This is a genomic window from Paenibacillus liaoningensis (genome assembly GCF_059609455.1).
Genome location: NZ_JCAALU010000022.1, coordinates 20140 through 46088, shown reverse-complemented (window position 1 = coordinate 46088; position 25949 = coordinate 20140). Strand labels below are relative to the sequence as shown.

Genomic DNA, 25949 nt, shown 5'->3' with positions numbered 1-25949 from the left:
AAGGATATGGTATGATGCAGAGGCGAGTGTTACTGCTTCGGCCATCTTATTTTGTAATAAAAAGGGGTAATCAGCGGTGAAGCTTCCATGAAGAAACGTGTGCCTTTCCTCTATTTTTTCGTTCCGATAGCGCTGGCTGCATTTATATTCATCATACTGATGACTTTTAATTCTGCTTTGGATAAGGATAAACCAGAAGCGAGCAGGGGGAAGCTGTCGATTACAGCACAGGATCAGATTGCGGGTAATGGCAGCTCGCTCGACGGCGAGTGGGAATTTTACTGGAATCAGCTGTTGGAGCCTGATGATTTTACAGCGGGGAACGCCGGCGAGGCTGGCTACATAAAAGTGCCCAGCTCATGGAGCAAGCATGAAGTTGACGGACAAAAGCACACAAGCAAGGGCTATGCCACCTATCATCTTGTCGTACAATTGCCGAAGACGGACACCGAGCTGGGCCTGGTTGCTAAAGGGATAACCTCCGCCCACCGCATGTGGATCAATGGGAGGCTCGTTTCTGAAAGCGGAGTTGTTGGTCGAAGCGAGGCAGAGGCGACACCGTATATGATGCCGTCAGTACTTCGGTTGGAGGTAGGACAGACGCAGGCAGACATTGTCATTCAAGTGTCCAACTACACGCAGCGCAAAGCAGGCCTGTTTGCTTCTTTAACTTTGGGAGAATACGACAGCCTCCATTCGTATATGAAAAAGAAGCTTGTGTTCGAAAGCATGTTAATAGGCTGCATGCTCATTATGGGGCTCTACCACATCGTTTTGTTTATCCTCTTGCGTAAAAATTGGGAATCTTTGTTTTTTGGCCTCATTTGCATTTTGCTGGCTATGAAAAATAGCTCCCAATCCCAATACACGTTATCCGTCTTATTTCAAAGCTTAAACGATAATGTTTTAGTGAAAATCGAATATTTAGGCTTTCTCGGGAGCGCCCCGCTGTTTGTGCTGTTTTTCTATTACAGCTTTCCACGCCAAATGACAAAACGAATGCGCAATATACTGTGGATTCCAGGCATGCTGCTCACCTTGTTTATTGTGGTGACGCCGGTTCAAATATTTACGAAGCTGGCCGTTGTCATGCAGGTTTATGCGATTGGGATTGGTTTTGTGCTCATTCAGTATGTATTTAAGGCTGCCATTGGCAGGCTGTCAGGCGCAAATTTGATGCTGACGGGCACCGTCGTCTTTTTTATTACGGTCGTCAACGATATTTTGATGAGCAATGACACGATTAGAACGGGCATCTATTTTCCATATGGGCTGCTGTTTTTAATTATTTGCTTATCCATTATTGTGTCGATCAAATTTTCCAATGCCATTAAAACGAATGAGCGCTTATCTGCCCGCTTGCTAGATCTGGATAAGGTAAAGGATGAGTTTTTGGCCAACACCTCTCATGAGCTTCGTACACCGCTTAACGGCATTATTGGGCTGGCGCAGTCGCTGCTTTACAGCATGCATGATCGGATGGAGGACAGCCAGCGTGTGCATTTGAATATGATTGTATCGAGCGGGCAGCGCATGTCCTATTTGATTAATGATATTTTGGATTACGCTCTATTAAAAAATAATGATATGCGCCTTCATATTGCAAAAATCGATTTGCATCAGCTGGCGCAGGTTGTGCTGACCGTCGTCAAGCCGCTGGTGACGGGCAGAGATCTAGTGCTCCTTAATCAAATTGGCACGGATTTTCCGCCTATTTATGCCGATGAAAACCGGATGCAGCAAATTTTGTTTAATTTAATAGGCAATGCGATCAAGTATACGCCATCGGGATATGTAACGATAAGCGCACAGCATTACCGCGACTATGTGGAAATTCACGTCGAGGATACCGGCATCGGCATAGCAGAAGACAAGTTTGAAATCATTTTCAATCCGTTTGAGAAGCTTGAATCCATTGATGATACGGGAGCAGGTCTTGGACTTAAAATTACGAAGCAGCTTGTCGAACTGCATGGCGGGGAAATTACAGTATGGTCGAAGGTGGGGCAGGGCTCTCTATTCAGCTTCACGATTTTTCATCAGCCGGTAAATCGTTCGGCTGGAGCGTTGATGACGCAGAAGGAGACGGGCAGGCAGGCGCTCATGGCTGATAAGAAGCAGCAAGCTGCTGAATCGATGGCAGCATCCCTATACGCTCCAGCAGGGGATAGGAGCGATGCAGAGCTGTCTGTACAGCGTCCTTATCGCGTGCTTATTGTGGATGATGAACCAGTGAATTTGCAAGTGGTCATTCAACAGCTGGCACCGCTGCCATGCGTATTCGAGACCGCCACTAGCGGCGCTGAGGTGCTGGCTCGCATGGATGAGCTGCATGAGGTGGATTTGGTTATTGCCGATTTAATGATGGTTGGCATGTCCGGTTATGAGCTGTGCGGTCTGATTAGAGAAAAGTACAATTTAATTGAGCTGCCTATATTAATTATGACAGCAAGCAGCAGGGATCATACGATTAAGGCCTGCTTCAGCGCCGGAGCAAATGATTATATTTCGAAGCCGATTGGGCGCAATGAGCTCGTAAGCCGCGTTCGTACGCTGCTGCTGTTAAAAAGGTCCGTTCAGGAAGTGAGCCTCAATGCGCAGCAGCTTGCAGAGCTAAACGAGCAGCTTTCCGAGCTGAACACGAATCTGGAGCATCGCATTCATGAGCGAACGGTGGAATTGGAGCGCAAAAACAAAGATTTAAGCCGGCTGGAGCTGTCACGCAGGCGGCTGCTCAGCGATATTTCCCATGAGCTTCGTACGCCGATGACGGCGATTCAAGGCTATGTGGAGGCGATCGTATCTGGACTGGTGGAGCAGGAAGCGGATAAAAAAAGATATTTACAGATGGTTTTGGTCAAAGCGCTCGGTCTAAACCGTTTAATTCATGATTTATTCGAGCTGTCGCGGCTGGAATCAGGCAAATCCGAAATGATCTTTCTCATGATGACGCTGCAGGAGCTGGTGGCGAAAATCGAGGATAAATTCATGCTCGATGTCGTGCGCGCCGGGCTGCAATATGATTTTCAGCTGGCATTCGATTCGGCTAAATTGGCTGAATACCATGTAGTTGTGGATATGGACCGAATTACGCAGGTGCTGACCAACCTTGTGTTTAATGCAATTCAGCACACGGGGGCGGAAGGGCAAATTCGCATACATTGTGCGATCGAAGAATGGGCAGGCAATGACGATTCCGCCGGCCAGCTCACCATACGTGTTCAGGATAATGGGGCAGGCATGCAGAAGGAGTCGCTGCCGTTTGTATTTGACCGCTTCTTTCGGGAAAAGCATGATCGGCAGGCGGTTCAGGGGAGCGGAATTGGCCTTGCGATTGCCAAAGAAATCGTCCACTATCATGAGGGAGAAATTCATGTGGAGAGCACGTTGGGAGTAGGAAGCACCTTCTATTTCACGCTTCCGCTGTACGTTTTTGAATAGCGGGTGGAACAAGCTTTTTATTATTTCTGTGAAAATGTTAATCCTACAGCCCTAATTAGCTGTGGTATAATTTTGCCCAGAGAAAGAATGCTGGGAGATTGCTCCAGCTAGGGCCGTGTTTTAACTGAGGAGCTGCGACGGTTTGCTGTCATCTCTTCAAATGAAATACGACCACAATATTCTGGGAGGTACGTATGATTAAAGAAAGCAGGCCGGTTAAACGGCTAATATTCGCTATGGTTTTGGGAATGCTTCTGCTATGCATCGGGCCCTTGGCAAGCGCTTCGGCCGCGGATGACGCGAAGATTAAACTCGACGGCAAGCAAGTAGTGCTGAATGATTCTACGTTTATTCTGGATGGAAGATTGTATGTGCCTGTGGCCCGCATCGCTGAATTGTTCAGTGCCAAGTCGAGCTGGGATAGTGACAATGAGGAAGTAACGATACATACGGCATTGAATGATAAAATCGTACTCGGAAACGAAGTGCCCGTTGTCTATTTCAATGATGAGCGCTATGTGATGGATGCGGCTCCCGTTTTCAAGGAAGGTAGACTGTATGCGTCCCTGCGCCAATTAGCCGAAATGCTGCATGCCGATTTGCAAGTGAATGCACAGTCAGGCGATATTGAGCTTGCTACTGTGAAGCCAGCAGTAGTAACAGACAAATACGGAATAGACGAGATCAGCAAGGAAACGAGCAGCAGCAAGTCGGAGCTGCTTAAGCGCAACGGACTGGATAGCAAGACCAAGCTTAAAGCAGGTACGAAGCTGAAGGTGGTCATTCCTTCGATTTTCGATCACGCAGCTGACCCGTTCACAGAAGCAGATTTGACGCTGCTTGCCAAGATCACAATGGTTGAATCAGGCTATGAGTCGTATCAAGGGCAGCTTGCCTTGGCGAATGTTATTTTGAACAGAGTGAAGGACTCCCGTTTTCCGAATACGATTCGTGAAGTGATTTATTCCGGCAGACAGTTCCCGCCAGCCCACAATGGCCTCCTTGATAAAAGCAAGCCCAATGAAGGCTCCCTGCGCGCAGCTAAGGAAGCGCTCAACGGCAAAAACAATGTGCAAAACGCCATCTACTTCTTTAACCCTAATATATCCCAAGGCGCGTTCTGGGATAGCCTAGAAGTCATTACGACGATCGGCAATCATAGCTTCGCAAAATAGGAACGACACATATAGAGAAGTCCGTTATGGCGTAGTGAGCCGTAACGGACTTTTTTGAAATATAGGAAAGGATATGATGTTTCCATCCTTTCTCTATATTTCTCGGACTGAAACGCGCCGCGCCGCCAAAGGAAGGCGCCAGCCGTTTCACCTTGCTGTATGGACCTAGGAAGCCGGCTTGGGATTCATACGTTTATAGTCAGCTTCTTGCTCGGCAGTTGCTTTAGGAATATCCATGCCTTTTTCCCAAATAATGAGACGGTCGTTTTCGTCCTTGCCTTCGTAGTAAATAATTGTTTTCTCTTGCGTGGGATCGGGGCTGTCCAGTGAAGACCAATATTCGGGCAATATTTCAGGCTTTTTATCCTGTTTAGAAAAGAAACGCCTACGCTCATTAATTTTGTGTACTTCTCTATTGGTATCGGTTAGTCCGCCTACGTTGCTTAGATAGCCATTCACATTGGCTGTCATTCGGTAATGAATGGAGCCATCCTTCATTTGATAGACTTCGCTGATGGCAATATCCTTGCTGGCTATAGCAAAATTCCTCATGCCAAAAAAATAGAGGGCTGTCAGCAAAATAATAACGGCAATACAGACGCTGATGCCAGCTATGACCCATTGTCTTCGTTTGATTTTTTTTAGAAAGTTGATCTGTTTCTGTGGGGCCGCCTGAAAGCCCTCGGTCTCCGTCATCATGCTGTCGAGCACCTGCCTGCAATCGCTGCACGAAGCGAGATGCTGTTGGATGGCTTCATTCGTATCTTCGCTTGTCAGCCCTTCGATATAGTTGGGAAGCAAATCCTGCACAATATGGCAATTTAATTGTTGTCCCATTATACGCTCCCTTTCATCATTTTTTGCTTGCCCCGGTAAAAGGTTACTCTGGCCCAAGCTTCGCTTTTTTCCAAAATTTCTCCGATCTCGGCAAAGCTTAATTCGCCGGAAAGCCGCAAGTACATCACTTCTTTCGTTGTTGCATCCAATTGATGCAGCATGCGAAACAAGGAGAGCTTATCTTCCTTATGTAAAATATCTGCTTCGACCTGCTGCCCCATAGAAACAGGAATATCACATGCATCCAAGGAAACGGATGGCATCTTTTTGTTTTTATTAAGCTCCCTATACCACGCGCGCTTAGCGATTTGGCATAACCAGACCGACATTTTGCAATCGCCGCGAAAGTTGTGGATCCCCTTCATCGCTTGATAAAAGGTCTCCTGCGTCAGCTCCTCCGACAAATCGGCATTTTGCGTCAAGCTGTACAAATATTTATAAACCGTTTGCGCGTACGTGCTATAGAGCTGCTCCATGCTTTCCATTTCTACACCTCCTACCCTATAAGTGCATGAACATTGGATTTCGTTACAGATGCCCTGCAATATTTTTTAAACCGATTGAAAGCATGGCTATGATAATTTAGTTTACTTCATCAAAGTGAAAAAGGCTGGATTTTTATGGGGAATGGATTTAAAATAGAGTCATAAAATGAAACTATGTTTCACTATATGAAACAGGAGGCGGAATATATGGCTTATCATTTCTATGGTATTGATCATGTTCAGCTGGCAGCTCCGGAAGGCTGCGAAACAGAGGCAAGGAGCTTTTTTAACGGCATATTGGGGTGGACGGAAATTCCAAAGCCGGAAATGCTGAAAAAACGTGGCGGGGTCTGGTTTGAATGCGGCACCCATCAAGTACACATTGGGGTACAGCGGGATTTTGTTCCGGCAACGAAAGCCCATCCTGCCTTTCACGTACAGAGCCTAGATGAATTGCGCGAGCATTTGCTTCAGCATCATATCCAGGTAATCGACGACGAGGCTAGGGCAGATGAAGGGGTCAAACGCTTCTATTTAAACGATCCATTTGGCAACCGCCTTGAGTTTCTAGAGTGGCTCTCCTAATCATTTAATAAGCCGAAGGCAGACGTCTATACGCAAAAGCCCCTATCCGAGGATGAACCCGGACAGGGGCTTAGCAAACAATACGCATTCGGTTTATGGAAGAGGTAGCTCTACGCTTTAATAGAGGCGATATGCAGCTGCTTATTGCGTTCTTTGAAGCGCACATTATGGGAGGACACGTAGGCGTATTGATCCGCTTCCGGCTCCATGTACAGTTTGGCGCTGTTCAGGGCAAGCACAGCATCGGTAAACGTTCCGGCAATCAGCCTAACCTTGCTGTCATAATGGACGCAGTCGCCAGCTGCGAAAATGCCCGGCACATTCGTCGCCAGACGGTTGCTGACGTTGATTGCCCATTCGCCCAGCTCAATGCCCCATTCTGCAATTGGACCATAGTCGCTCGTATAGCCATGGTTCACGACTACCGCATCAACATCAAGCACCTCGGATTCGCCCGTCTCGGCATGGGTAATCGTAACGCTGTGAATCGTCTCCCCTTGCCCATTCAGCTGGCTGACGAAATAAGGCGTACGTACATCAGCAGTTGCCATCATATCCGCGACATGCTTCTCCATCGCTTTGAATTGGTCACGGCGGTGAATTACGATAACCTCTGCCCCAATACCCGTAAGCTCATTCGCCCAATCGACGGCGGAATTGCCGCCACCGGAGATCAGCACTCTTTTTCCACGGAAGGAGATCAGCTCTTGAATGGTGTAATGCAGATTCGTCACCTCGTAGCGGTCAGCACCCTGAATATCAAGCTTCTGAATTTGCGTAATGCCGCGGCCTACGGTCACAATGACCGTACGCGATAGATGCTGCTCGCCAGTTGTCGAGGTAAGAAGGAAGTTGCCATCCTCTTGCTTGACGACGCCGACGATTTTTTGGTTGAAGACGAGTGTAGGGTCAAACGTGCGCGCCTGCTGCTCCAGCCAAGCAATCAGCTTGTCACAGCGCATCGGTGGAATGCCGCCGACGTCCCAAATCATTTTCTCCGGGTACGTGTGCAGAAAGCCGCCAAGCTCATTTTGGGCTTCAATCAGCTTTGTTTTCAAATCGCGCATTCCGCTATAGAAAGCAGTGTACATGCCCGCAGGGCCTCCACCAATAATCGTTACATCAAATAATTCCAAGGATTCAGACATTTGAGCTAGCCTCCAATTATAATGAAAATCATTATCAACTCACTATTTTCTATAGTAAAGGAGAATAAGGGGGGCGTCAACAATTGGCATATGGCAAAAAAGAAAATTTTTCCGATTAACGCTCCGGTCAGTATCCGGTCAGAATCCGTTCAGAGCTATTTGCTATGATGCATGTAGGATGCTGATATCAATAAAGCGGAGGGGAATTTATGGCACTGCAATATTCCTTAATGTTTGAGGAGCGGTCGTTGACACAGTCGATGGTGACAAAGGTTTTTAAGCAACTGGGTTTTGTGACCGAGCAACTGGTTCCGCTTGCGGGTGGTTTTCGGGTGGATGAGTTTAATGAAAGAATCGGGTTTTCGATGACGGTTATCGATACGCTCGATATGTCATTTGGATGGGATTCCGACTATTTGGAAGATGAATTTATGTACCAGCAGCATGTGAGCTTTAAGCTGTACAATTCGTACGATACAGAGCCGGAGGCTTGCGAGCTGATGCTCCAAATGGTGTTCAGCCTACTTGATATGGCGGGCTCGGATGCCCTCCTGACATTCAGTGATTCAGAAATTTTTTATCGGAAAAATAACGCCTTCTACGTCAATAATGATTTTGGCTTCTGGGAGCATGACAGTGTGAAAGCTTTAATCGGCACGATGGAGTATCAGCCGTTTAGATCGTTTGTCCATATATAAGCTGTTCATATAAGTTTGAATTATTATAATAGAAGAAAGACGATTGCCCCTTCTAAAAAAGGAGAGGCAATCGTCTTTTTCTTCATTAAAGACTCAGCACCTACAACGTCTTCGCAATATCGACCAGCGATTGCGACATGTCATTAATTTCATCCATGGAGGCGTTGACTTGCTCGGTCAGGGCAGCCTGCGTCTGCGTTAAGCTAGCCATGTTGTGAATGTGCTGGAGAATTTCCTCGATATAATCCTTCATCGTGTTCAAGCTGTTTTCGATATTGACCGTTGCATCGGCGCTGTGGACGGCAAGCTTGCGCACTTCATTGGCGACGACGGAGAAGCCTTGGCCGAGCTCTCCGGCACGCGCTGCCTCAATCGCAGCATTGAGGCCCAATAGATTCGTCTGATTTGCGATTTCTTTAATAAAATTAGAAATGTTTTTCGTTTCATCAGCACTATTTTTGGCATGATTGGCGGCTTCGGTCGATTGCTCTTGGGCAACGGCGAGCTCCTGCGCCTGGGTCGTTACATTGTTAATGCCTTTGACCATATCCATAATCGATTGCGAAAGCTGCTCGGTTTTCTCATTCAACAGCTTGACGACATCATCTTTATTTTTCTCATATGTAATATCCCGAATCGTGCCGGCAACGCGAAGCGGAACGCCTTTGGAGTCCCGGATCGTTTCGCCGCCTGCATGGAACCAGCGATATTCGCCATTTTTCAGCTTTAAGCGGTAGTCCAGATCATACGGCGTTTTACCGCTGTAATCGTTCATATGATCCGCAAATCCTTTCACCGTCCGTTCGGCATCGTCAGGATGCAGCCTGCTGCTCCAGCTGCTGAATACGTTAGGGAAATCACTTTCGTCTTGAAAGCCGAGCGTTTTGCGGAATTGGGGCGACCACCAAAATTCATTATTTGGATTAACCACGTCGCCAGCTACAACCGTCATATCCCATGGGGCTTCGACTAGGGCACGGTTAATCAGATCGTAGCGCGTAACGAGAGCCGCTGTTTCCTGATCCTTCATTTTCTTGTCATGGATATCGAATAAAGCGCCAGCTACGCGGAGCGGAACACCCTTCGAGTCTCTTACCGTCGTGCCCGTTGCACGGAACCAGCGATATTGACCATTTTTCAGCAGCAAACGGTATTCCAAATCGTAAGGGACTGTCCCCGTTCGATCGTTCAAGTGGTCGGCAAAGGCAGCAAGTACCCAATCATGATCATCTTTGTGCAGCTTGGACGACCAGCTGTCCAGTATATTCGGAAAATCAGCTTCATTCTGATAGCCTAGCATTTTGCGCAGCGCATCGCTCCAAATGAACGTGTTTTTCGGATTGACCGGATCTCCGGCAATGACCTGCATATCCCATAGTCCAACTTGGATAGCCTCCGTTACAAGCTGTAAACGAAGCTCCGCATCTGCGGCCTGCTGGGTCACCATCTGAAGGGCGGCATTAAAATGCTGTACAATGGCTTTCGTTGCGTCTGAATGGACAGCAGGCAGGGCAAATGGAGAAAAATCATGCTGTGAAAATAGCTCGGAGCGTTTTTTGGCTTCTTCTAGCAAGGCTGTCATGGCCTTAGATTGAGCATCCTTGAGAAACATAAGGTTGTCCCCCTTTTCATTTGCGAAACTTTTTTATAAAGTCCCAGGTTAACTCCACGATAACACTTAAAATGCTATATTTCTACAGCGTTCGACAAACTTTCATAGGTTTAAATTGCGTCTTTTTTCCTAAACGGCAAAAACGAATGATAACCGTCCGCTAGACGGCACTTTGAAGGAAGAATGACCGCTGCTAAACTCATAGATTATGATTCAAAGAAAAGCCTTTCAATGGTAATATAGGAGTAATTAGTAGATTAATTTGGGAGGATTTCGGCCTATGAGGTTTGGGCAATCGATTAAAACGAAGCTGATCATCGGCTTTATGGGCGTTATGCTCCCCATTGTCGTATACATGCTCATCAACAATATGTATGCGAAAACAATTGTGCGGGAGAAGGTTTCGGAGACTTATCGCAATACGCTCGATATTTTTGGCGGGCAGATGGATCATAACTTGGAAGAGATCAATGAATATTTGTACCAGATGTCGGTGCTGGATTCCGATGTTGGCCTCCTCACCTCGTTTCCGATGGACAGCGACTGGTATATGCTCACCAAGGTGCAGATCGATTCTAAGCTGAACCGGGACGTTGGCGTGTACAGCCTACTGGACAGCATTTTCGTCTATCACGATCATGACATCATATTTGGCACAGACAATGCGGTGTATGAGGATGCGCGGCAAATCATTAAGCAAAATATGGTGCAGTTGACGAAGGGAGGACAAGCGCTACTCAATGATCCCGAAACGTGGGAGGTCAAATACGACGAACGTATTCCCGGGCATTATTTTCTCATTAACTTTATTGAGGTCAGAGATGGGCTTTACGTCGGCGGCATCATTCGGGTGATGGATTTGGAGCGGCTGCTGGCGATTCAATGGAGCGATGGCGACATCGGGAACAACGGCATTTATTTGCGTGAAGGCGATCAGTCCGCCCAGGCACTGACGGAGCAAGCGCCGCGGCTTCTGAATGGGCAACTGGCTCCTGGGGAGGAGTCGCTCAATTCGGTCGTCGATCCCGATACGAAGCAATCGTATTTGGTGTTGAACCGCAACAGCAGCTTGGCGAATATCTCCTATAGGGTGCTGGTTCCAGAGCAGACGCTGCTGAAAAGCCTCATTTTTTTCCAAAATGCAGCTTTGCTTGCGCCGTTTGGCTTTCTGCTGCTGCTGGGCATTTATTTGCTGTTTATGCGAAATATGCTGTTTAAGCCGCTGCGCGAGCTCATGCTCGGAATGAAAAAAATCGCCATCGGCCAGCTCGATGTCCGCCTTGCGGCGAAGCAGTCGGGGCAATCGCTGGAGTTCGCTTTTCTCGGGAACACCTTCAACAAAATGGCGGAGCAAATTACGACGCTCAAAATCGACGTTTACGAGGAGCAGCTGCGCGTCAAGCAGGGGGAGCTGCGGCAGCTTCAAGCGCAAATCAACCCGCATTTTTATATGAACAGCCTGAACATTGTTTATAATTTAGCGGCGCTTGGCGATACGGAATCGGTGAAAAAAATGTCCCTGCATCTTGCCGATTATTTCCGCTTTATTATGCGGTCAAACCGCGACATGATTTTGCTCAGCGAGGAGCTGGATCATATCGACAATTACATTACGATTCAGAAAATGCGCTTCCCGGACAAGCTGCAATTTACATATGACGTGCCGGAATTTGTGAGAAACTACAAGGTCGCGGCGCTGACGGTGCAGCCTTTTGTGGAAAATGCCATTATTCATGGGTTCAAAAACCGCCGCAAGCCATTCATCATACATATTGGGGTGGAGGCGCAAAAGGATGGCGGATTTTATTTGACGATTACCGATAACGGAACGGGCTTCTCGGAGCCGGTGCTGGACAAGCTGCAGCGCAAAATTCCGCTTATCGAAGGCGAGACGAGCAGGCTCGGCATTATGAATGTCATCCATCGGCTGCAATTAATTTATAGCGAACGGGCAGCCATTACGTTCAAAAATGTAGAAGAAGGCGGCGCTGCCGTTACCATTCGATTCCCGGTAGGGGAAGAGGAGCTAATTTCGAATGTATAATTTGCTAGTAGTAGATGATGAGGATATTGCCGTTCGCGGCATAGTGCAGGGGATTAATTGGTCGGATGTGCCGATAGGCCAGCTGTTTACCGCCTGCGATGCGGAGGAAGCCAAAGAAGTGCTGCTGCAGGAGAAGGTGCACATCGTGCTGTCGGATATTGATATGCCTGATTTGAACGGCATTCAGCTATTGGAGTGGGTCAATGAGCATTCTCCTTCCTCGGTCACCGTGTTTTTGACAGGCCATGCCGATTTCAAATACGCGCAGCAGGCGGTGCAGCTGGATTGCTTCGATTATTTGCTGAAGCCGGTCGATCATGAGGTGCTGAAGACCTGCATTCATAACGCGATTGAGAAGGTTGTGGAGCTGGAGGAGCTTGAAGAAATCCGCAGCACCTACAGCCATTATTATGAGCAGTGGAACAAGCAGCGGCCAGCACTTATTGAGCGTTTTTGGCAGGATATGCTGCATTACCGGGTTTCGGCTGCCCCTGTGCATCTGGATTCTTCGATGGAAACGTACGGCATACCGCTGCGCGCGGATAGTGAAATACGTGCGGTGCTGATCAGCATTGAGCATTGGCGGGAGGAATGGTCGGCGCGCGATGAGGAAATTATGACCTACGGGGTGAAAAATGCCGCGGCCGAGCTCGTGCTGGGCGGCAAGCCCGGGCATATTGTGCACGACGGAAACGGCATTTTGTACGCTCTCTTCTATAGTAATGAGGAGGACGAGCAGGCGATTGCTGCTCGCTGCAAAAATTTCATCCAGCAGGCACGGGGCTTGCTGCATTGCCAGCTGTCTTGCTATATCGGCGCCGCGACGGTGGCCCAGCAGCTTCGCGGCAGCGTGCAGCGGCTGCTTGATCTGGAGCGCAGCAATGTAAATGCGGCCTGCGCCGTTATACACGAAAGCAGCCATAGCATTCAGACTTCGAGCGTATCGACAGCTTCACAGCCGCTGCCCTTCACCGATTGGGCGATGCTGCTTGCACCGGGCAAGCGAGCGGAACTGCTGCTGCGCATTGACGAGCATTTTGATCATTTGCAGCACAACAACGGCGATTATACGCAGCTGGCTTCGTTTTATTTCGGCTTTATGAATATGGTATTCCAGTGGCTAAGCAAGCAGGGGGTCGCTATAACCGACGTATTCGCAAAGCGCGAATGGGAGGCGGGCGAGCAAGTAATGAAGTCGCTGCCGCGCATGCGCAGCTGGACGCATCAAGTATGCATGCAGCTAACGGACTATGCCGGAACGGCGGGCAAGGACGTATCGCAGGTCGTAGCCAAGGTGCAGCGTTATATGGAGGAGCACCTGGATGAGCAGTTCAGCCGCGAGCATGCGGCGGAAGCCGTCTATTTGAATCCGGCGTATTTGTCCCGGCTGTTTCGACGGGAAACGGGGCATTCGCTGACAGATTATCTCGTCAGAATGCGCATCGCCCGCGCCCGGGAAGAGCTGGAGAAGACGAATACGAAAATCAGCGATATTGCGGTCATGATCGGCTATTCGAACTTTTCCCATTTTTCCAAGCTGTTTAAGAAAGAGACGGGTCTCACCCCGCAGGAATACCGCAAAAAGGTTCAGCATATTTAGAAGCGTGGTGAAAAAGCGAAGCGGAATGAAAAGGTTGAGCTGGAGAAGCGGCAGCGTTCGCTTTTATCCTTGAATTTCAACAAGTTGCGGCTCATTCATAGAAATTCAAGGGTAATGGCGATCGTAAGCCAATCTTTTCATGCAGTGGAGCCTCTTTTTCACCACGCTTCTAAAATAAGTCATTATAGCGTTAATACAGTCACGGAGCCGATAGATGAGAGGCTCCGTTTTTCATTACAATTTAAACATAGAGAGGGATGGAGAAAGGATGAAAATATGACGCTCGCTACCAACATGAGAAGATATTGGATCTTCTATGTCATGATGGCTCCCGGAGTATTGTTTTTGATTTTCAACAACTATATTCCGATGCTAGGAACCGTCATCGCATTCAAAAACGTCAATTACACTGATGGGATCATTAATAGTCCTTGGGTCTGGTTCGACAATTTCAAGTATTTGTTTAAAACATCAGACGCCTGGATTATTACGAGAAACACGCTGCTTTACAACATTTCGTTCATTATTCTGAATATGATTGTGCCGGTCGCATTTGCGATTATGCTCAATGAGATGAAAAACAAGCTGATGGCTAAGTTTCATCAAGCCGTCATTTTCCTAGCTTATTTTTTATCGATGGTCGTAGTCAGCTATTTGGTGTACGGATTCCTGCATGATACGCATGGCTTCGTCAATACCTCCATTATGAAATGGCTGGGACTAGAGCCGCTGCAATGGTATTTCGAGACGAAAATATGGCCGTTCCTGCTGCCAATTATTAATACGTGGAAAAATGTCGGCTATTACACCGTGCTTTATTTGGCGGCTATTATTGGCATTGACGACGAATATTACGAAGCGGCAACGATAGACGGCGCCAGCAAATGGCAGCAAATCAAAAGTGTGACGATTCCGCTGCTTATGCCAACTATTATCGTACTAACGCTGCTGCAAATTGGACGGGTATTTTATGCGGATTTCGGTTTGTTCTTCCAAGTGCCGCGCGAGTCGGGTCCTTTGTTCCCAGTAACGAACGTTATCGACACGTACGTTTACCGCACCTTTATTGCAATGGGCGATATTGGCTTATCGTCAGCAGCGGGGCTGTATCAATCATTGGTCGGCTTCATACTCGTATTCCTGTCGAACTGGTTCGTTCGCCGAGTCGACAAGGACAGCGCATTGTTTTAGAGTATGGATAAAAATGGGAGGAAACAAACCTTATGCAAACTGAAATGAGCAAATCGGGCTCGAACCCGTTCAACGCGATTTCGCCTACAGCGAACACGATCATCAACATTGGTTTTATGCTGTATACGATCGCTTGTCTGCTGCCGATTCTTCTGATCGTCATGGTATCGCTATCGAATGAGCAGGATGTGCTGACGAAAGGCTACAGCTTCATTCCAAGTCAAATCGATTTTACCGCTTATAAGTTTCTCTTTACCGATTGGCAGCAAATTTTGCGCTCTTACGGCGTTACGATTTTCGTAACGATTGCCGGTACCATTCTCAGCCTCATTATTATGGCGCTGTATGCGTATCCGATTTCGCGGACGGACTTTCCGCACCGCAAGTTTTTCACCTTCTTTATTTTCTTCACGATGCTGTTCAACGGCGGGCTGGTGCCTTGGTATCTTGTCTACGTGAACATGCTGAATCTGAGGGACAACATTTGGGCCCTTGTGCTGCCGCTGCTCGTTTCTGCGTTTTTCGTGCTCGTCATTCGCACGTTTTTCCAGTCGACGATTCCAGTAGCCATTCTCGAAGCAGCCAAAATCGACGGAGCGAGCGAGATGCTGATTTTCTTCCGTATCGTCACGCCGCTTTCACTGCCCGTGCTGGCAACCGTTGCGCTTTTCAGCACCGTCAACTACTGGAACGATTGGTTCCTCAGCCTCGTCTTTATTACCGATGACAAGACGCTGAGCATCCAATATCTCATGTACAAAATGCTGCTCAACATTCAGTTTCTGGCGAGCAACAGCAACGCGGCATCGGCCATTGCCGCAGCGGGAGGCCAAGTCTCCTTCCCGAATGAAACGGTGCGTATGGCTATGGCGATTATGGGTATTGGACCGATCGTATTCGCTTATCCGTTCTTCCAGAAGTATTTTGTAAAGGGTTTGACCGTCGGCGCTGTAAAAGGCTGACGGCAGGCTCTGCCTGCTAAGGGCTGTTACCGGATCAATGCCGGTGCAAGCATAGATTTATCATTTTGGGGAGGTCAATGGGGATATGATTAGAACAAATAAGGGAGTGCTTGGCGTTACCACCACGATGCTCACTTTTGCTTTATTGCTGAATGCTTGTTCCGGCGGCAGTGGTGCGACGAATGGAAATGCTTCACCAAGCAATGCAGGGGAAGCAGCGGCAAGCCCAGCTGCATCCGAGGCGGCAACACCAGCTGACAATGGAGCTGCGGGCCTGGAGCCGTATACGATTAAACTCGTGTACACAGGAGCACCACAGGCAGATGAAGCGAAAGTGGAAGCGAAGCTGAATGAATATTTGAAGGATAAAATCAATGCTTCCATTGATTTAATGCCCATCGATTGGGGTCCGTGGGATGATAAAATCAATCTCATGATCGCTTCGCGCCAAAAGGTTGATATTATTTTCACCGCGCAATGGAATAAGCATGCCGTTAACGTTGCAAAAGGCGCATTCCTCGATTTGGGCGATCTGCTCAAGGAAAATGGCCAAGATATTTTGAAAACGCTTGATCCTGTATTTTTGGAAGGCGCGAAAATCAACGGCAAAAACTATGGCGTTCCAACGAATAAAGAGCTTGCGGCGCAAGGCGGCATCATTTACCGCAAAGACATTGCCGATGAGCTTGGCATCGATATGACGGCAGTAAAAACGATTGCTGATCTTGACAACGTATACAAAGTTGTAAAAGAGAAGCATCCGGAATTGACTCCGCTTTATTTGAAAGACGGCGAGACGTTCAACTCGCATTATTTCGGCAATTATGACGCGCTGGGCGATACGTCGATCCCGGGCATTATTTTGAAAGATGAAGATGGCACGACGGTTAAAGCGAACTATGATGTAGCGCGTTATGTCGATACGCTTAAGCTGACTCGCGACTATTTCAAAAAAGGCTACATTAACAGCGACGCAGCAACGAACCAAACGATGAACTACGATGCTATGAAAGCAGGCAATGTATTCTCGATGACTTCGTCGCTGAAGCCAGGCAAAGATAAAGAGCTTGAGAACCAGACAGGAATGACTGGCAAGCTTGCTCAGCTGGAACTGAACACGAAGACGATTGCGACTTCGGAAACAGCTGGCTCTATGCTAGGTATTTCTTCCACTTCGGAGGATCCTGCTCGCGCTATGATGTTCATCAATCTGCTTCACTCGGACAAATATGTCAACAATCTGCTTAACTTCGGTATCGAGAATGACCATTATACGAAGGTTAGCGATGAAGTGATTAAGTCCAGTGATAATACGAAAAACTACAACCCAGGCGCAGCTTGGATGTTCGGCAGCCAGTTCCTGAACTATGTATGGGAAACTGAGGACCCGAACAAGTGGGAAAAATTCAGAGAGTTTAACCAAAATGCCAAAGTTTCTCCTGGCCTTGGCTTCGTCTTTGACGGCGAGTCTCTGAAAGCGGAGATCGGCGCAGTTGTCAACGTCGACAAACAGTATTTGACGGCACTCGAAACAGGTTCGGTCGATGTGGATAAAGTACTGCCGGAATATACAGCGAAGCTGAAATCCGCAGGCATCGAGAAAATCATTGCTGAGAAGCAAAGCCAGTTTGACAAGTTTTTAGCTAGCAAATAAAGGTGAAACGGCCGAAAGCCGTCCTCTGGCGGCGCGGCGCGTTTCAATCCGAGAAATATAGAGAAAGGATAGCGATACGATATCCTTTCCTATATTTAAAAAAATACCGGTAGACAACGTAATTCAAGCGAGCGGGCAGCCTCCTCAGGTAGAGGGGGCTGCCCGCTTGTTTTCACATAAAAAACCGCACTAAGACTGCGGTACGGCATGCCTCCCCGACCAAGGTCTAGTGCAAAAACAGCCGCAGGTCCATTTTAGAAACATGCAAAACAACCTACAATAAGTACATAAGCAACACCGCAACAAACGAAGCAAATGAAACAAGCGAAACAAAGCAAGAGGCACAAGGAACTAACAAACGATTGGGTTTGCGGCATTTCACAATTCACAACACGGAAGGCGGTGACAAACAAATGGCAAATCAAAAACTGCTTGGTGTTATCCTAGCGATAGTAGGAAGCTTCATCGTTCTCAAATTTCTCGGCGTACATCTTGGTGGATTAATCGGCTTCCTGTTCCCTTTCATTCTGATCGGCCTAGGTGTTCTTGGCTGGAGCAACAATAAGAAATGGATCGGCGGCATTCTCATAACGATCGGTGCACTCGGTGTTTTCTCAAAATTTTCAGGCTTGATCCTGCTGGTCTTGGCTGTTGGACTCGTCGTTTACGGCGTTTCGCTTCTGAAAAAAAGCAGCTATCGCGGTTACTAATCAAATATAGATGGAGATTAAGGAGGGAAGCCAATGAGCATTATGCGTAGAGTTCGCGACATCACGGTCGCCACACTAAATGAACGATTGGAAAAAGCAGAGGACCCCGTTAAGCTGATTGACCAGTTTCTCTGGTCGACAAGGGAAGATATTTTGCAGGCGGAACGCTTGTATGAGCAATATACAGGGCACACCAACCACTTGAAGATCCAATGGCTGCAAGCTGAGCAGCAGAAGGAAAAGCGTGAACAGCAAGCGATGACTGCCTTGAAGGCAGGCGAGGAGCAGCTGGCAAGGCTGGCGCTTCACGAGAAGGCAAGCAGCGAGGAGCGCGCAGCGCAATACCGCGATTTGTACGAGCAAAGCAGGTTGAATACGCTCGGCCTTGAAGAACAGCTTCGTGAAATGCGCAGTGAATACCAATCGGTTTATGATAGACGTGAATATTATGCAGCAAGAATGGAATCGCTAAGGTTGCAGCAGCGAATGAATGCAAGGTTTAGCGGAATTGGCGAGCAAGGCGCACAGCCGGGCAGCATGTTCAGAAGGCTCGAAGACAGCATCAGCAACATGGAGCTGGAAGCGAAGAGCCTGCATGATTTGCGCCGGATGGGCAGAGAGTTCGCTACTGAAGCAGGCCATTCGATTCAATCGGCAATCGAGCAAGAGTTGGAGCAGCTCAAAAGGAAGCTGCAGAAGGAGGGCTGATTGATTTGAAGAAACTATACCGTTCGTCACGAGACAGCAAACTATTCGGCTTATGCGGCGGGATTGCCGAAGCCTACAATATAGATGCAACACTGCTCAGAATTTTACTCATCGTAGTGACCATATTCTCGAGCGGAATCGTTATTTTTATCTACTTACTGGCTGGTCTGGTCGTTCCGAAAGAGCCGCCTTATTATAACAATGGCGGGTTTGGAAATGGATTCGGCAACGGTTACGGCAATGGCGGTCAAGGATCGCAAGGCAATGGCTACGGTTATGGCAGCGGCGGTGCTGGTGGAAACCAAAACTTCGGTTCGCAATTCCAAGGCTCGTTCACCAAAGGGCCACAGCAGCAATGGAACGGTCAAACTGGGCAGACGCCACCAAACCCATCCTCGTCGCAATTTGACAGCATGTTTGAGGATTTGGAGAAAAAGGCACTTCGTAAAGAAATCGATGAGTTACGCGCAAAATTAGCCAAACACGAGAAGGGAGAGTTATAATTATGGGAATCTTCAAAAGAATGAAAGATATGACGAAAGCATCGGTGAATGAGGTATTGGACAAAATGGAGGATCCGGTTGTGATGCTCAATCAGTACCTGCGTGACATGGAAGCGGAAATTCATTCGGCAGAGGTTACAGTAGCGAAGCAAATCGCCAACGAGCGCCGTATGAAGCAGCGTTTGGAGGAAGCTGTTCGCAGCACGGCTGACCGTGAGTCGAAAGCAGAAGCGGCAATCCGCAATGATCAAGAGCAGCTTGCCCGCAAATTGCTGGAAGAAAAATTGTTCTTCGATCAAAAAGTAATTGAGTACACGGATCTGTATGCTCAATCCAAATCGCAAGCAGAGGAGCTGACTCAGCAGCTGCATGCGCTGAAAGACGAGTTTTATCAGCTTCGCAACAAACGCAATGAGCTGGCATCCCGTGCTCAAGTCGCAAAAGCGCAAAAGCATATTGCTCAATTGACAACTACGAATACAATTGACAAAGGTACAGCTTCCAGAGGCTTCAACCGTATGGAAGAGAAAATTTTGCAAATGGAAGCGGAAGCGGATGTATTGCGCACACCGTATTCCTACAGCGGTACGGCTGCACCATTTAATGCAGTAGAAGCCGAAAAACAGCTTAAAGTGGATGAGCAACTGGATGCGCTCAAAAACAAGCTGAAGCTCGATAAAGCACCACAGGAATAATACAACCCGCAGGATGAGAAGAGAGCGGACCGGGCAACCGGTCTGCTCCTTCTTGCTTGTCGTTTAAGGAGTGAGCAGGTTGGCCGAAGAGAAGCCCTTGCAAGGAGATCAGCCTATTGCGCCGCAGCAACAGGATCAAAGGCCGCCGTTACCATACCCAGGCCATCATCAACAGAAGCTGGGCGGCCAGCGCAATGGGCGGGATGCAGCCAATCGGCGCAAAAACTTAACGGAGTCGCTCCTATGGCTTCTTATTATACTTAGCCTCGCAGTCATTATGCTGCAAGGCATCGGTTATGTGAATTTATTTACGCTGCAGGCGAAATGGGCGGTTATTGGGCTCGCGATTACTGGAGCAGCAATGGCACTTGTTGCTTTGAACAATTATTTGCAAAATTCGAAGCTGCGTGAGGTCATTAAGCGGTTGACCGAGCAGCAGCGCAAACGCAGCTATCCGGTGACGATTGATTCGGCGGAGCATGATGAACACTCGGAAAGCATACAACGGGAAGAGCAGGATGATGTATGGACGGAGAAGGTTAAATTTTCTGCAGTTATTGAAGAACGCCAGCGGCTTGCGCGCGAGCTTCATGATGCGGTCAGCCAGCAGCTATTCGCAATTTCGATGACGGCGACGGCGGTCAGCCGGACGATTGAGCGCGATTGGGAACGGGCGCGCCGGCAGGTGCAGCTGATTGAAGAGATGGCCTCCGTGGCCCAGTCGGAGATGAGAGCGCTGCTGCTCCATTTGCGGCCTGTACACCTCGATGGGAAAAATCTCGCTCAAGCACTGACGCTGCTTGTTGGTGAGCTTAAGGAAAAAGTGCCGATGACGATTGATTTGTCGTTGGATGATTCCATAACGATGAAGCCAGCGGCGGAGGATCATTTGTTCCGCATTGCGCAGGAGGCATTGTCCAATACACTTAGACATGCCAAAGCGGATACAATGAACATAAAGCTTTATCGGGAGGATGGAGCCGTATGCATGCTGCTGCAAGATAGCGGTGTGGGCTTTGATCTGGAGCAGAAGAAGAAAACCTCCTATGGCTTGCTCACGATGGAGGAGCGGGTTAATGAGCTGCGCGGCAAGCTGTATATGTCATCACGCCCTGGGGAGGGCACACTGATTCATATTACGGTGCCGCTGGATATAAATGGGTAAACAGTGAAAAGGACGAAAGTGGGGGAGCCGTGTGGAGTCGATGGAACAATTAGCTGCACCCGTAAAAGTGCTGCTGGTAGATGATCACGAGATGGTGAGAATCGGCCTTGCTGCCGTATTGGATACGGAAGAAGGCATAGAAGTAGTCGGAGAAGCAAGCAACGGGTATGACGGTATTCGTATGGCCCAATCGTATAAGCCGGATGTTGTGCTGATGGATTTGGTGATGGATGGCATGGATGGCGTGGAGACAACAGCGAAGCTGCTGGAATTGTACCCGGATTGCAAGGTCATCGTTCTGACGAGCTATCTCGATGACAGCAAGCTGTATCCGGTCATTGAAGCGGGTGCGTTCAGTTATTTATTGAAAACATCTAGAGCAAACGAAATAGCGGATGCGATCCGTGCGGCCGCACGCGGGCAATCGGTACTGGAATCGCAAGTAGCGGCCAAGATGATGAGCCGCATGCGCCAGCCTAAGCAGCCCGTCGTAGCTCCGCTGCATGATGATTTGACCGACCGCGAGATGGATGTGCTGAAGCGGGTCGCACAGGGGATGTCGAATCAGGAAATCGCGGATGAGCTGTTCATTGGGGTGAAAACCGTGAAGTTTCATATTACGAACATTTTCAATAAGCTTAACGTAGATGACCGGACACAGGCTGCCATATACGCACATAAGCAAGGAATTGCCGAATAGGAGGCAATTTCCTTGCTTATTTTTTTGAAAGTTATTGGTTAGCCTTCATCGTTCAGCAGCAGGCCGCTTGGGGGAAGCGGATAATGCATTTTCATCGAGCTGTAGTAAGTGGCGTATGGCTGCGTACGCTCGGCACTATTTTTCAAGAGATCGGTTGTCCGGATTTCGTCGCCGCCGAGCGACAAGGCCTGCAGCAGCGTCGTCATTAGCCCGTAGGGGCCTAGAAGCTGGCGATACAAATGCTGGCCTGACAGCGGGTATTCGCGGTAGATGGAAGCGGCAATGGCAGGACGCAGCATCCAGCGGCTTGTGATGTCGTCCCGTATAAAGCCAACCAGCTCCGCCGCATGATGGTTCATGGCCTGCTGCGCACGATCCCACAGCGATGGCTTAATGTAGCGGGCTACCTGTACAAAAGCTTGCTGCAGGCGATTCATGACGCCCGTCAGCTTCGTCAGCTGTTCGACAAGGCAGCGCTCGTTGAAATCATTGCGGATTTTGAGTGCAATGACTTGCACCTCTTTGTGGGCTTGTCTATATTGTTCGAGCCAGACGGCCGCATGGCCGGCAGCTTCGCGATAAGGATCATTCCAGTCAAAATCATGCTCGGGAGGCCGTTGAAACTCCATGTCCCTGTAGGGATAACTGGCATAAGGCGTGATGCGCTGTATAGGCTCGAAGATGGCTCTCCGGTTCGTACGTTCGATAGGGCGGATGGACATTTCAATAACCTCCTTCAATCGGTTTCCTGTAGTTAGCATAAAGGATGACAGCTGCAAATACTGCTGAAAATCGCTGTCGAAAGCTGGCTTATTAAATGAGCAGGAACAAAAAGGCAATTAGGGCAAGGTCAATAGCGAACGCGCCGCCATACGGCCAGTTATACCCCGGGTAATTATAATAGTAGGGATCATAAGGATAAGCTTGGGTTTGAGCGACTTTTTCTTTGGCTGTTTTGCTTGCTTTGCTTGCTTTGCCTGCTTTGCCTTTGTTTTTGCCTTTGGCCTTATCGGCTTTAGGGGATTCGGCTTCGGCCAGCATCTGTGCGCCCGGTTGTTCATTTAGCGTAAGCTTGCCGCCTCGGCAGTGGCTTAACACGCCGAAATGCCTTGCGCCGTCATGGGTCACAATGCAAACGGGCATTCCGCAAAAACGCGATATGACGCCTTCTTCAAGCGGATAAATTTGTTCCATATACGAGTAACCTCCTATTGGGCTTTATGCTTTTGCAAGCAGTATATTCACCTACAGGCGGATGTGTATGGATGTTTACCCAGATGAGCGAAGAAAGCAGCCTATCTACAGTAAATTCACCTTTTTCTGCCTAATTCAAACAGCAATCGCGTTTTTAAATAAGCGGCAAGCGGAAATGTAAGGCTAGAGGCTCAAAGGAACACAAGCAAAAATAAATATATTGCTCCTGTTCTTTCATGGAATTTCATGTAAAATGGAAGCGTTATCCATGATTTGGAAGGCTATGTAGACCAAGGAGGCTGATGTGTTCGATGGCAAAGCTGAACAGGTACACGGAACCGGATAAAATAAAACGGCGCAGCCGAATCGGCGTGCTGGCAGCAGCAATGGTATTGCTTTTTGGCGCGGTATGGGCGCTCGTTAATCAGGACAAGCTGACAACGCAGGGGAAAGCGGAGGGCAGCTTGCTTCAGCATGACGTTAAGCAAATGTGGAGCTGGAGCGATGGGCTGCTGAAGTCCGGGGCGCCCGGAGCAGGCTGGACGCTGCGCTGGTATGCGAGCGGAGAGGCGGCTAAACTGCGGGAGCAGCTGTTTCCACGCTACGAGGGCGATGCGGAAGGGGAGCTGAGCACGCTGCTGCCGGAAGCAGGCGGCAAGCTGTCTATGACCGTGACGGCGTCAGCCGGGCAAGGGAAACAGCAGATGCTGCTGCTTTTTTCCACCGAATCAAGCAAACAAGCGGATCAGCATAAGCTGCTTTCAGCTATAGATCATATCGAGTCTGCTATGAGAAGGACAAATATTTCTTATGATGGAGGAATAACCATCAGAGGCTTGACAGAATATAATAATGTGGCGGAGAGGCTTGCGCAGCTTGCAGCCGCTGAACAGGTGGATCGGTATGATGATGCCGGGACGGTGAGCGAAAGCTTTTTTACTGGAGGGCTTAAAGCTTCTGTAAAGACTGGCGGCAAGGAGGCGAATATGCAGGTTGCCGTGCATAAAGGAACGGATACGGGACAGCTGGAGGTCGTCATTGGAATCCCGCTGATTTCGGGAGATTACAGCGCCTCGCAATAGATGAAATATTGTGATGGAATCAGGAGAAATAACGATCGTTATTAGTTTTTTTTATGGTGGATTGCGTAGCAGTTTCAGGATTAATATGTTAAACTACATACCATGCAAAGACGTATAAAAATTCATAGGAAAGAATGAGGAATATGGAGCAAAATACGAATCCCGAAACGCTATCGCCGCAAGGCGCCGTATATTATTTGTTTGGAGCAACAGGCGATTTAGCTAAGCGCAAATTGTTCCCTGCCCTGTTCAGCTTATATAAAGAAGGAAAATTGTCTGAAAAATTTGCGGTCGTAGGCCTTGCCCGCAGACCTCGCACGAACGAGCAGTTCCGTTCGGACGTTTATGATTCCATTGTGGAATTTTGCCGTTACAAGGCGGATGATGCCGAGCTATGGAATCGTTTTGCCGAGCATTTCGAATATATGTCGCTGGATATTAACACGGTGGACGGCTTCCGCGAGCTGAGCAAGCTTTCGGAGCAGTTGGAGGCGAAATTTGATATTCCAGGCAACCGCTTATTCTACTTGGCACTTGCGCCTGCGCTGTTCGGACCGGTGTCCTTCAACCTGCGCGACGGCGGGCTGCTTGAGTGCAAAGGCTGGAGCCGCGTCGTTATTGAGAAGCCTTTCGGCTACGATCTTCCATCCGCACAAAAGCTGAATGACCAGCTGAGCCAAGTGTTCAAGGAAGAGGAAATTTTCCGCATTGACCACTACTTGGGTAAAGAAATGGTGCAAAATATTCAGGTTATCCGTTTTGCTAATGCATTTTTTGAGCCGTTGTGGAATAATAATCATATCGCCAATGTGCAAATTACGCTGTCGGAAACGGTTGGTGTAGAGGATCGCGGCGGTTATTATGACAAATCCGGCGCATTAAGAGACATGGGCCAAAACCATATGCTCCAAATGCTCACGATGATTGCAATGGAGCCGCCTAGCCGTCTGCATGGCGAAGATATTCGCGATGAGAAGGTGAAAGTGCTGCGCTCGCTGCGCAACTACAAATCCAGCGATGAGGTTCGCAAAAACGTCGTTCGCGCCCAATACAGCGAAGGCTCGGCTCGCGGCAAGGAATTGGCCGGTTATCGCCAAGAGGATTCCGTTAATCCGGAATCGACGACGGAAACGTATTTCGCTGCTAAAGTAGCGGTAGACAACTTCCGTTGGGCTGGCGTTCCGTTCTATATCCGTACAGGCAAACGCCTGCCGGTGAAGACGACTGAGGTTGTTATTGAATTCAAGTCGATGCCGCAAAACGTTTTGTTCGCGCAGCGTCATGATCTTGCGCCGAATTTGCTCGTCATTCGGGTTAACCCGATGGAGGGCATTTATATTAAAGTCAATGCCAAGACACCTGGTGCCGACAATTCGGTACAGCCCGTGGCTATGGAATTTTGCCAAAGCTGCCAAATCGGCTTGAATACGCCGGAAGCGTATGAGCGTCTGATCCACGATGCGGTGCGCGGCGATTCCACTTACTTCACCCGTTGGGATGAAGTAGCGCAGGCATGGGAGTTTGTTGACAAAATCGCTCAAGCATGGGGCGAGGACAAAAAGGATCTTGGGTCTTATTCTGCTGGCTCATGGGGTCCGGAAGCGGCAGATAAGCTGCTTGCAGAGGATGGCTTCCACTGGTGGCCGGTCAATGGACAGGACGAAGACAAAGTGATCTGGATTACGAACAGCGGCAAGTAAGCAGCTGCGAGGAAATTAGCGGTACTTTATTTCTTCGCAGTCTCCAAGCAGCAGGCTGGG

General features: G+C 48.6%; 23 protein-coding genes. 17 read left to right on the top strand and 6 right to left on the bottom strand.

Translation table 11 applies throughout. The features are described from left to right. The first annotated feature begins 87 nt into the window (after nt 1–87). Both AC6B99_RS28540 and AC6B99_RS28535 read left to right on the top strand, forming a co-directional pair. Nucleotides 88–3441, top strand: a complete 3354-nt coding sequence (locus AC6B99_RS28540; RefSeq protein WP_496664805.1) for an ATP-binding protein — start codon at nt 88–90, stop codon at nt 3439–3441. A gap of 194 nt (nt 3442–3635) precedes the next feature. After that, complete coding sequence (locus AC6B99_RS28535) at nt 3636–4616, top strand: cell wall hydrolase (RefSeq protein ID WP_056040959.1); 981 nt, start codon at nt 3636–3638, stop codon at nt 4614–4616. A gap of 165 nt (nt 4617–4781) precedes the next feature. Here AC6B99_RS28535 and AC6B99_RS28530 read toward each other — a convergent pair whose 3' ends face one another. Both AC6B99_RS28530 and AC6B99_RS28525 read right to left on the bottom strand, forming a co-directional pair. Next, nucleotides 4782–5453, bottom strand: coding sequence for a zf-HC2 domain-containing protein (locus AC6B99_RS28530; protein WP_056040961.1), 672 nt, complete (start codon nt 5451–5453; stop codon nt 4782–4784). After that, nucleotides 5453–5938 carry a sigma-70 family RNA polymerase sigma factor gene (locus AC6B99_RS28525; protein WP_494863410.1) on the bottom strand — a complete coding sequence of 162 codons (486 nt, stop codon included), beginning with the start codon at nt 5936–5938 and terminating at the stop codon, nt 5453–5455. Before AC6B99_RS28525 ends, AC6B99_RS28530 begins: the two co-directional genes overlap by 1 nt. 207 nt (nt 5939–6145) lie before the next feature. Between AC6B99_RS28525 and AC6B99_RS28520 the strand changes: the two genes are divergently transcribed. Then, on the top strand, nt 6146–6523 hold the full coding sequence (locus AC6B99_RS28520) for a VOC family protein (RefSeq protein WP_494863408.1): 378 nt from the start codon (nt 6146–6148) through the stop codon (nt 6521–6523). 110 nt (nt 6524–6633) lie between these two features. Here the strand turns inward: AC6B99_RS28520 and AC6B99_RS28515 are convergent, their stop codons facing one another. After that, entirely contained in the window at nt 6634–7671 is a 1038-nt protein-coding gene (locus tag AC6B99_RS28515; protein WP_099518978.1) for an NAD(P)/FAD-dependent oxidoreductase, read from the bottom strand. 209 nt (nt 7672–7880) lie between these two features. On the opposite strand from AC6B99_RS28515, the gene AC6B99_RS28510 reads away from it, so the two are divergent. After that, complete coding sequence (locus tag AC6B99_RS28510; RefSeq protein WP_099518979.1) at nt 7881–8369, top strand: SitI3 family protein; 489 nt, start codon at nt 7881–7883, stop codon at nt 8367–8369. A gap of 100 nt (nt 8370–8469) precedes the next feature. On the opposite strand, the gene AC6B99_RS28505 is transcribed toward AC6B99_RS28510, so the two are convergent. Next, entirely contained in the window at nt 8470–9981 is a 1512-nt protein-coding gene (locus tag AC6B99_RS28505; RefSeq protein WP_494863406.1) for a PAS domain-containing protein, read from the bottom strand. A gap of 280 nt (nt 9982–10261) precedes the next feature. Here AC6B99_RS28505 and AC6B99_RS28500 point away from each other — a divergent pair, with 280 nt between their 5' ends. The 11 genes from AC6B99_RS28500 to AC6B99_RS28450 all read left to right on the top strand — a co-directional run bounded on the left by AC6B99_RS28500 (nt 10262) and on the right by AC6B99_RS28450 (nt 21913). Further along, entirely contained in the window at nt 10262–12025 is a 1764-nt protein-coding gene (locus AC6B99_RS28500; protein ID WP_494879622.1) for a histidine kinase, read from the top strand. Further along, nucleotides 12018–13625, top strand: a complete 1608-nt coding sequence (locus AC6B99_RS28495) for a helix-turn-helix domain-containing protein (RefSeq protein ID WP_056040977.1) — start codon at nt 12018–12020, stop codon at nt 13623–13625. Before AC6B99_RS28500 ends, AC6B99_RS28495 begins: the two co-directional genes overlap by 8 nt. A gap of 276 nt (nt 13626–13901) precedes the next feature. Continuing rightward, the gene (locus AC6B99_RS28490; RefSeq protein ID WP_056040979.1) at nt 13902–14816 is read left to right on the top strand and encodes an ABC transporter permease; all 915 of its coding nucleotides are present in this window, start codon (nt 13902–13904) and stop codon (nt 14814–14816) included. Nucleotides 14817–14848: 32 nt separating this feature from the next. Next, nucleotides 14849–15778 carry a carbohydrate ABC transporter permease gene (locus AC6B99_RS28485; RefSeq protein WP_056040981.1) on the top strand — a complete coding sequence of 310 codons (930 nt, stop codon included), beginning with the start codon at nt 14849–14851 and terminating at the stop codon, nt 15776–15778. Nucleotides 15779–15863: 85 nt separating this feature from the next. After that, entirely contained in the window at nt 15864–17432 is a 1569-nt protein-coding gene (locus tag AC6B99_RS28480) for an ABC transporter substrate-binding protein (protein ID WP_056040983.1), read from the top strand. Between the two features lie 413 nt (nt 17433–17845). Continuing rightward, nucleotides 17846–18142, top strand: a complete 297-nt coding sequence (locus AC6B99_RS28475) for a LiaF transmembrane domain-containing protein (RefSeq protein ID WP_056040985.1) — start codon at nt 17846–17848, stop codon at nt 18140–18142. A gap of 33 nt (nt 18143–18175) precedes the next feature. After that, nucleotides 18176–18850, top strand: coding sequence for a PspA/IM30 family protein (locus AC6B99_RS28470; RefSeq protein ID WP_046232873.1), 675 nt, complete (start codon nt 18176–18178; stop codon nt 18848–18850). A 5-nt stretch (nt 18851–18855) separates the two neighbouring features. After that, on the top strand, nt 18856–19353 hold the full coding sequence (locus AC6B99_RS28465; protein ID WP_063892659.1) for a PspC domain-containing protein: 498 nt from the start codon (nt 18856–18858) through the stop codon (nt 19351–19353). A 2-nt stretch (nt 19354–19355) separates the two neighbouring features. Then, nucleotides 19356–20048 (top strand): PspA/IM30 family protein, encoded by a 693-nt coding sequence (locus AC6B99_RS28460; RefSeq protein WP_056040988.1) that lies wholly within the window; start codon nt 19356–19358, stop codon nt 20046–20048. A gap of 79 nt (nt 20049–20127) precedes the next feature. Then, nucleotides 20128–21213 carry a histidine kinase gene (locus tag AC6B99_RS28455; RefSeq protein ID WP_494879618.1) on the top strand — a complete coding sequence of 362 codons (1086 nt, stop codon included), beginning with the start codon at nt 20128–20130 and terminating at the stop codon, nt 21211–21213. A gap of 40 nt (nt 21214–21253) precedes the next feature. Further along, on the top strand, nt 21254–21913 hold the full coding sequence (locus tag AC6B99_RS28450) for a response regulator (protein ID WP_056040989.1): 660 nt from the start codon (nt 21254–21256) through the stop codon (nt 21911–21913). Between the two features lie 38 nt (nt 21914–21951). Here the strand turns inward: AC6B99_RS28450 and AC6B99_RS28445 are convergent, their stop codons facing one another. Both AC6B99_RS28445 and AC6B99_RS28440 read right to left on the bottom strand, forming a co-directional pair. Beyond that, nucleotides 21952–22635, bottom strand: coding sequence for a hypothetical protein (locus AC6B99_RS28445; protein ID WP_099518984.1), 684 nt, complete (start codon nt 22633–22635; stop codon nt 21952–21954). A gap of 91 nt (nt 22636–22726) precedes the next feature. Next, nucleotides 22727–23107 carry a hypothetical protein gene (locus AC6B99_RS28440; protein ID WP_494879614.1) on the bottom strand — a complete coding sequence of 127 codons (381 nt, stop codon included), beginning with the start codon at nt 23105–23107 and terminating at the stop codon, nt 22727–22729. Nucleotides 23108–23418: 311 nt separating this feature from the next. On the opposite strand from AC6B99_RS28440, the gene AC6B99_RS28435 reads away from it, so the two are divergent. Together AC6B99_RS28435 and zwf are read left to right on the top strand one after the other, a co-directional pair. Further along, nucleotides 23419–24189 (top strand): YwmB family TATA-box binding protein, encoded by a 771-nt coding sequence (locus AC6B99_RS28435; RefSeq protein WP_496664804.1) that lies wholly within the window; start codon nt 23419–23421, stop codon nt 24187–24189. 143 nt (nt 24190–24332) lie between these two features. Beyond that, on the top strand, nt 24333–25889 hold the full coding sequence (gene zwf / locus AC6B99_RS28430) for a glucose-6-phosphate dehydrogenase (protein ID WP_056040996.1): 1557 nt from the start codon (nt 24333–24335) through the stop codon (nt 25887–25889). Nucleotides 25890–25949: the final 60 nt, after the last annotated feature.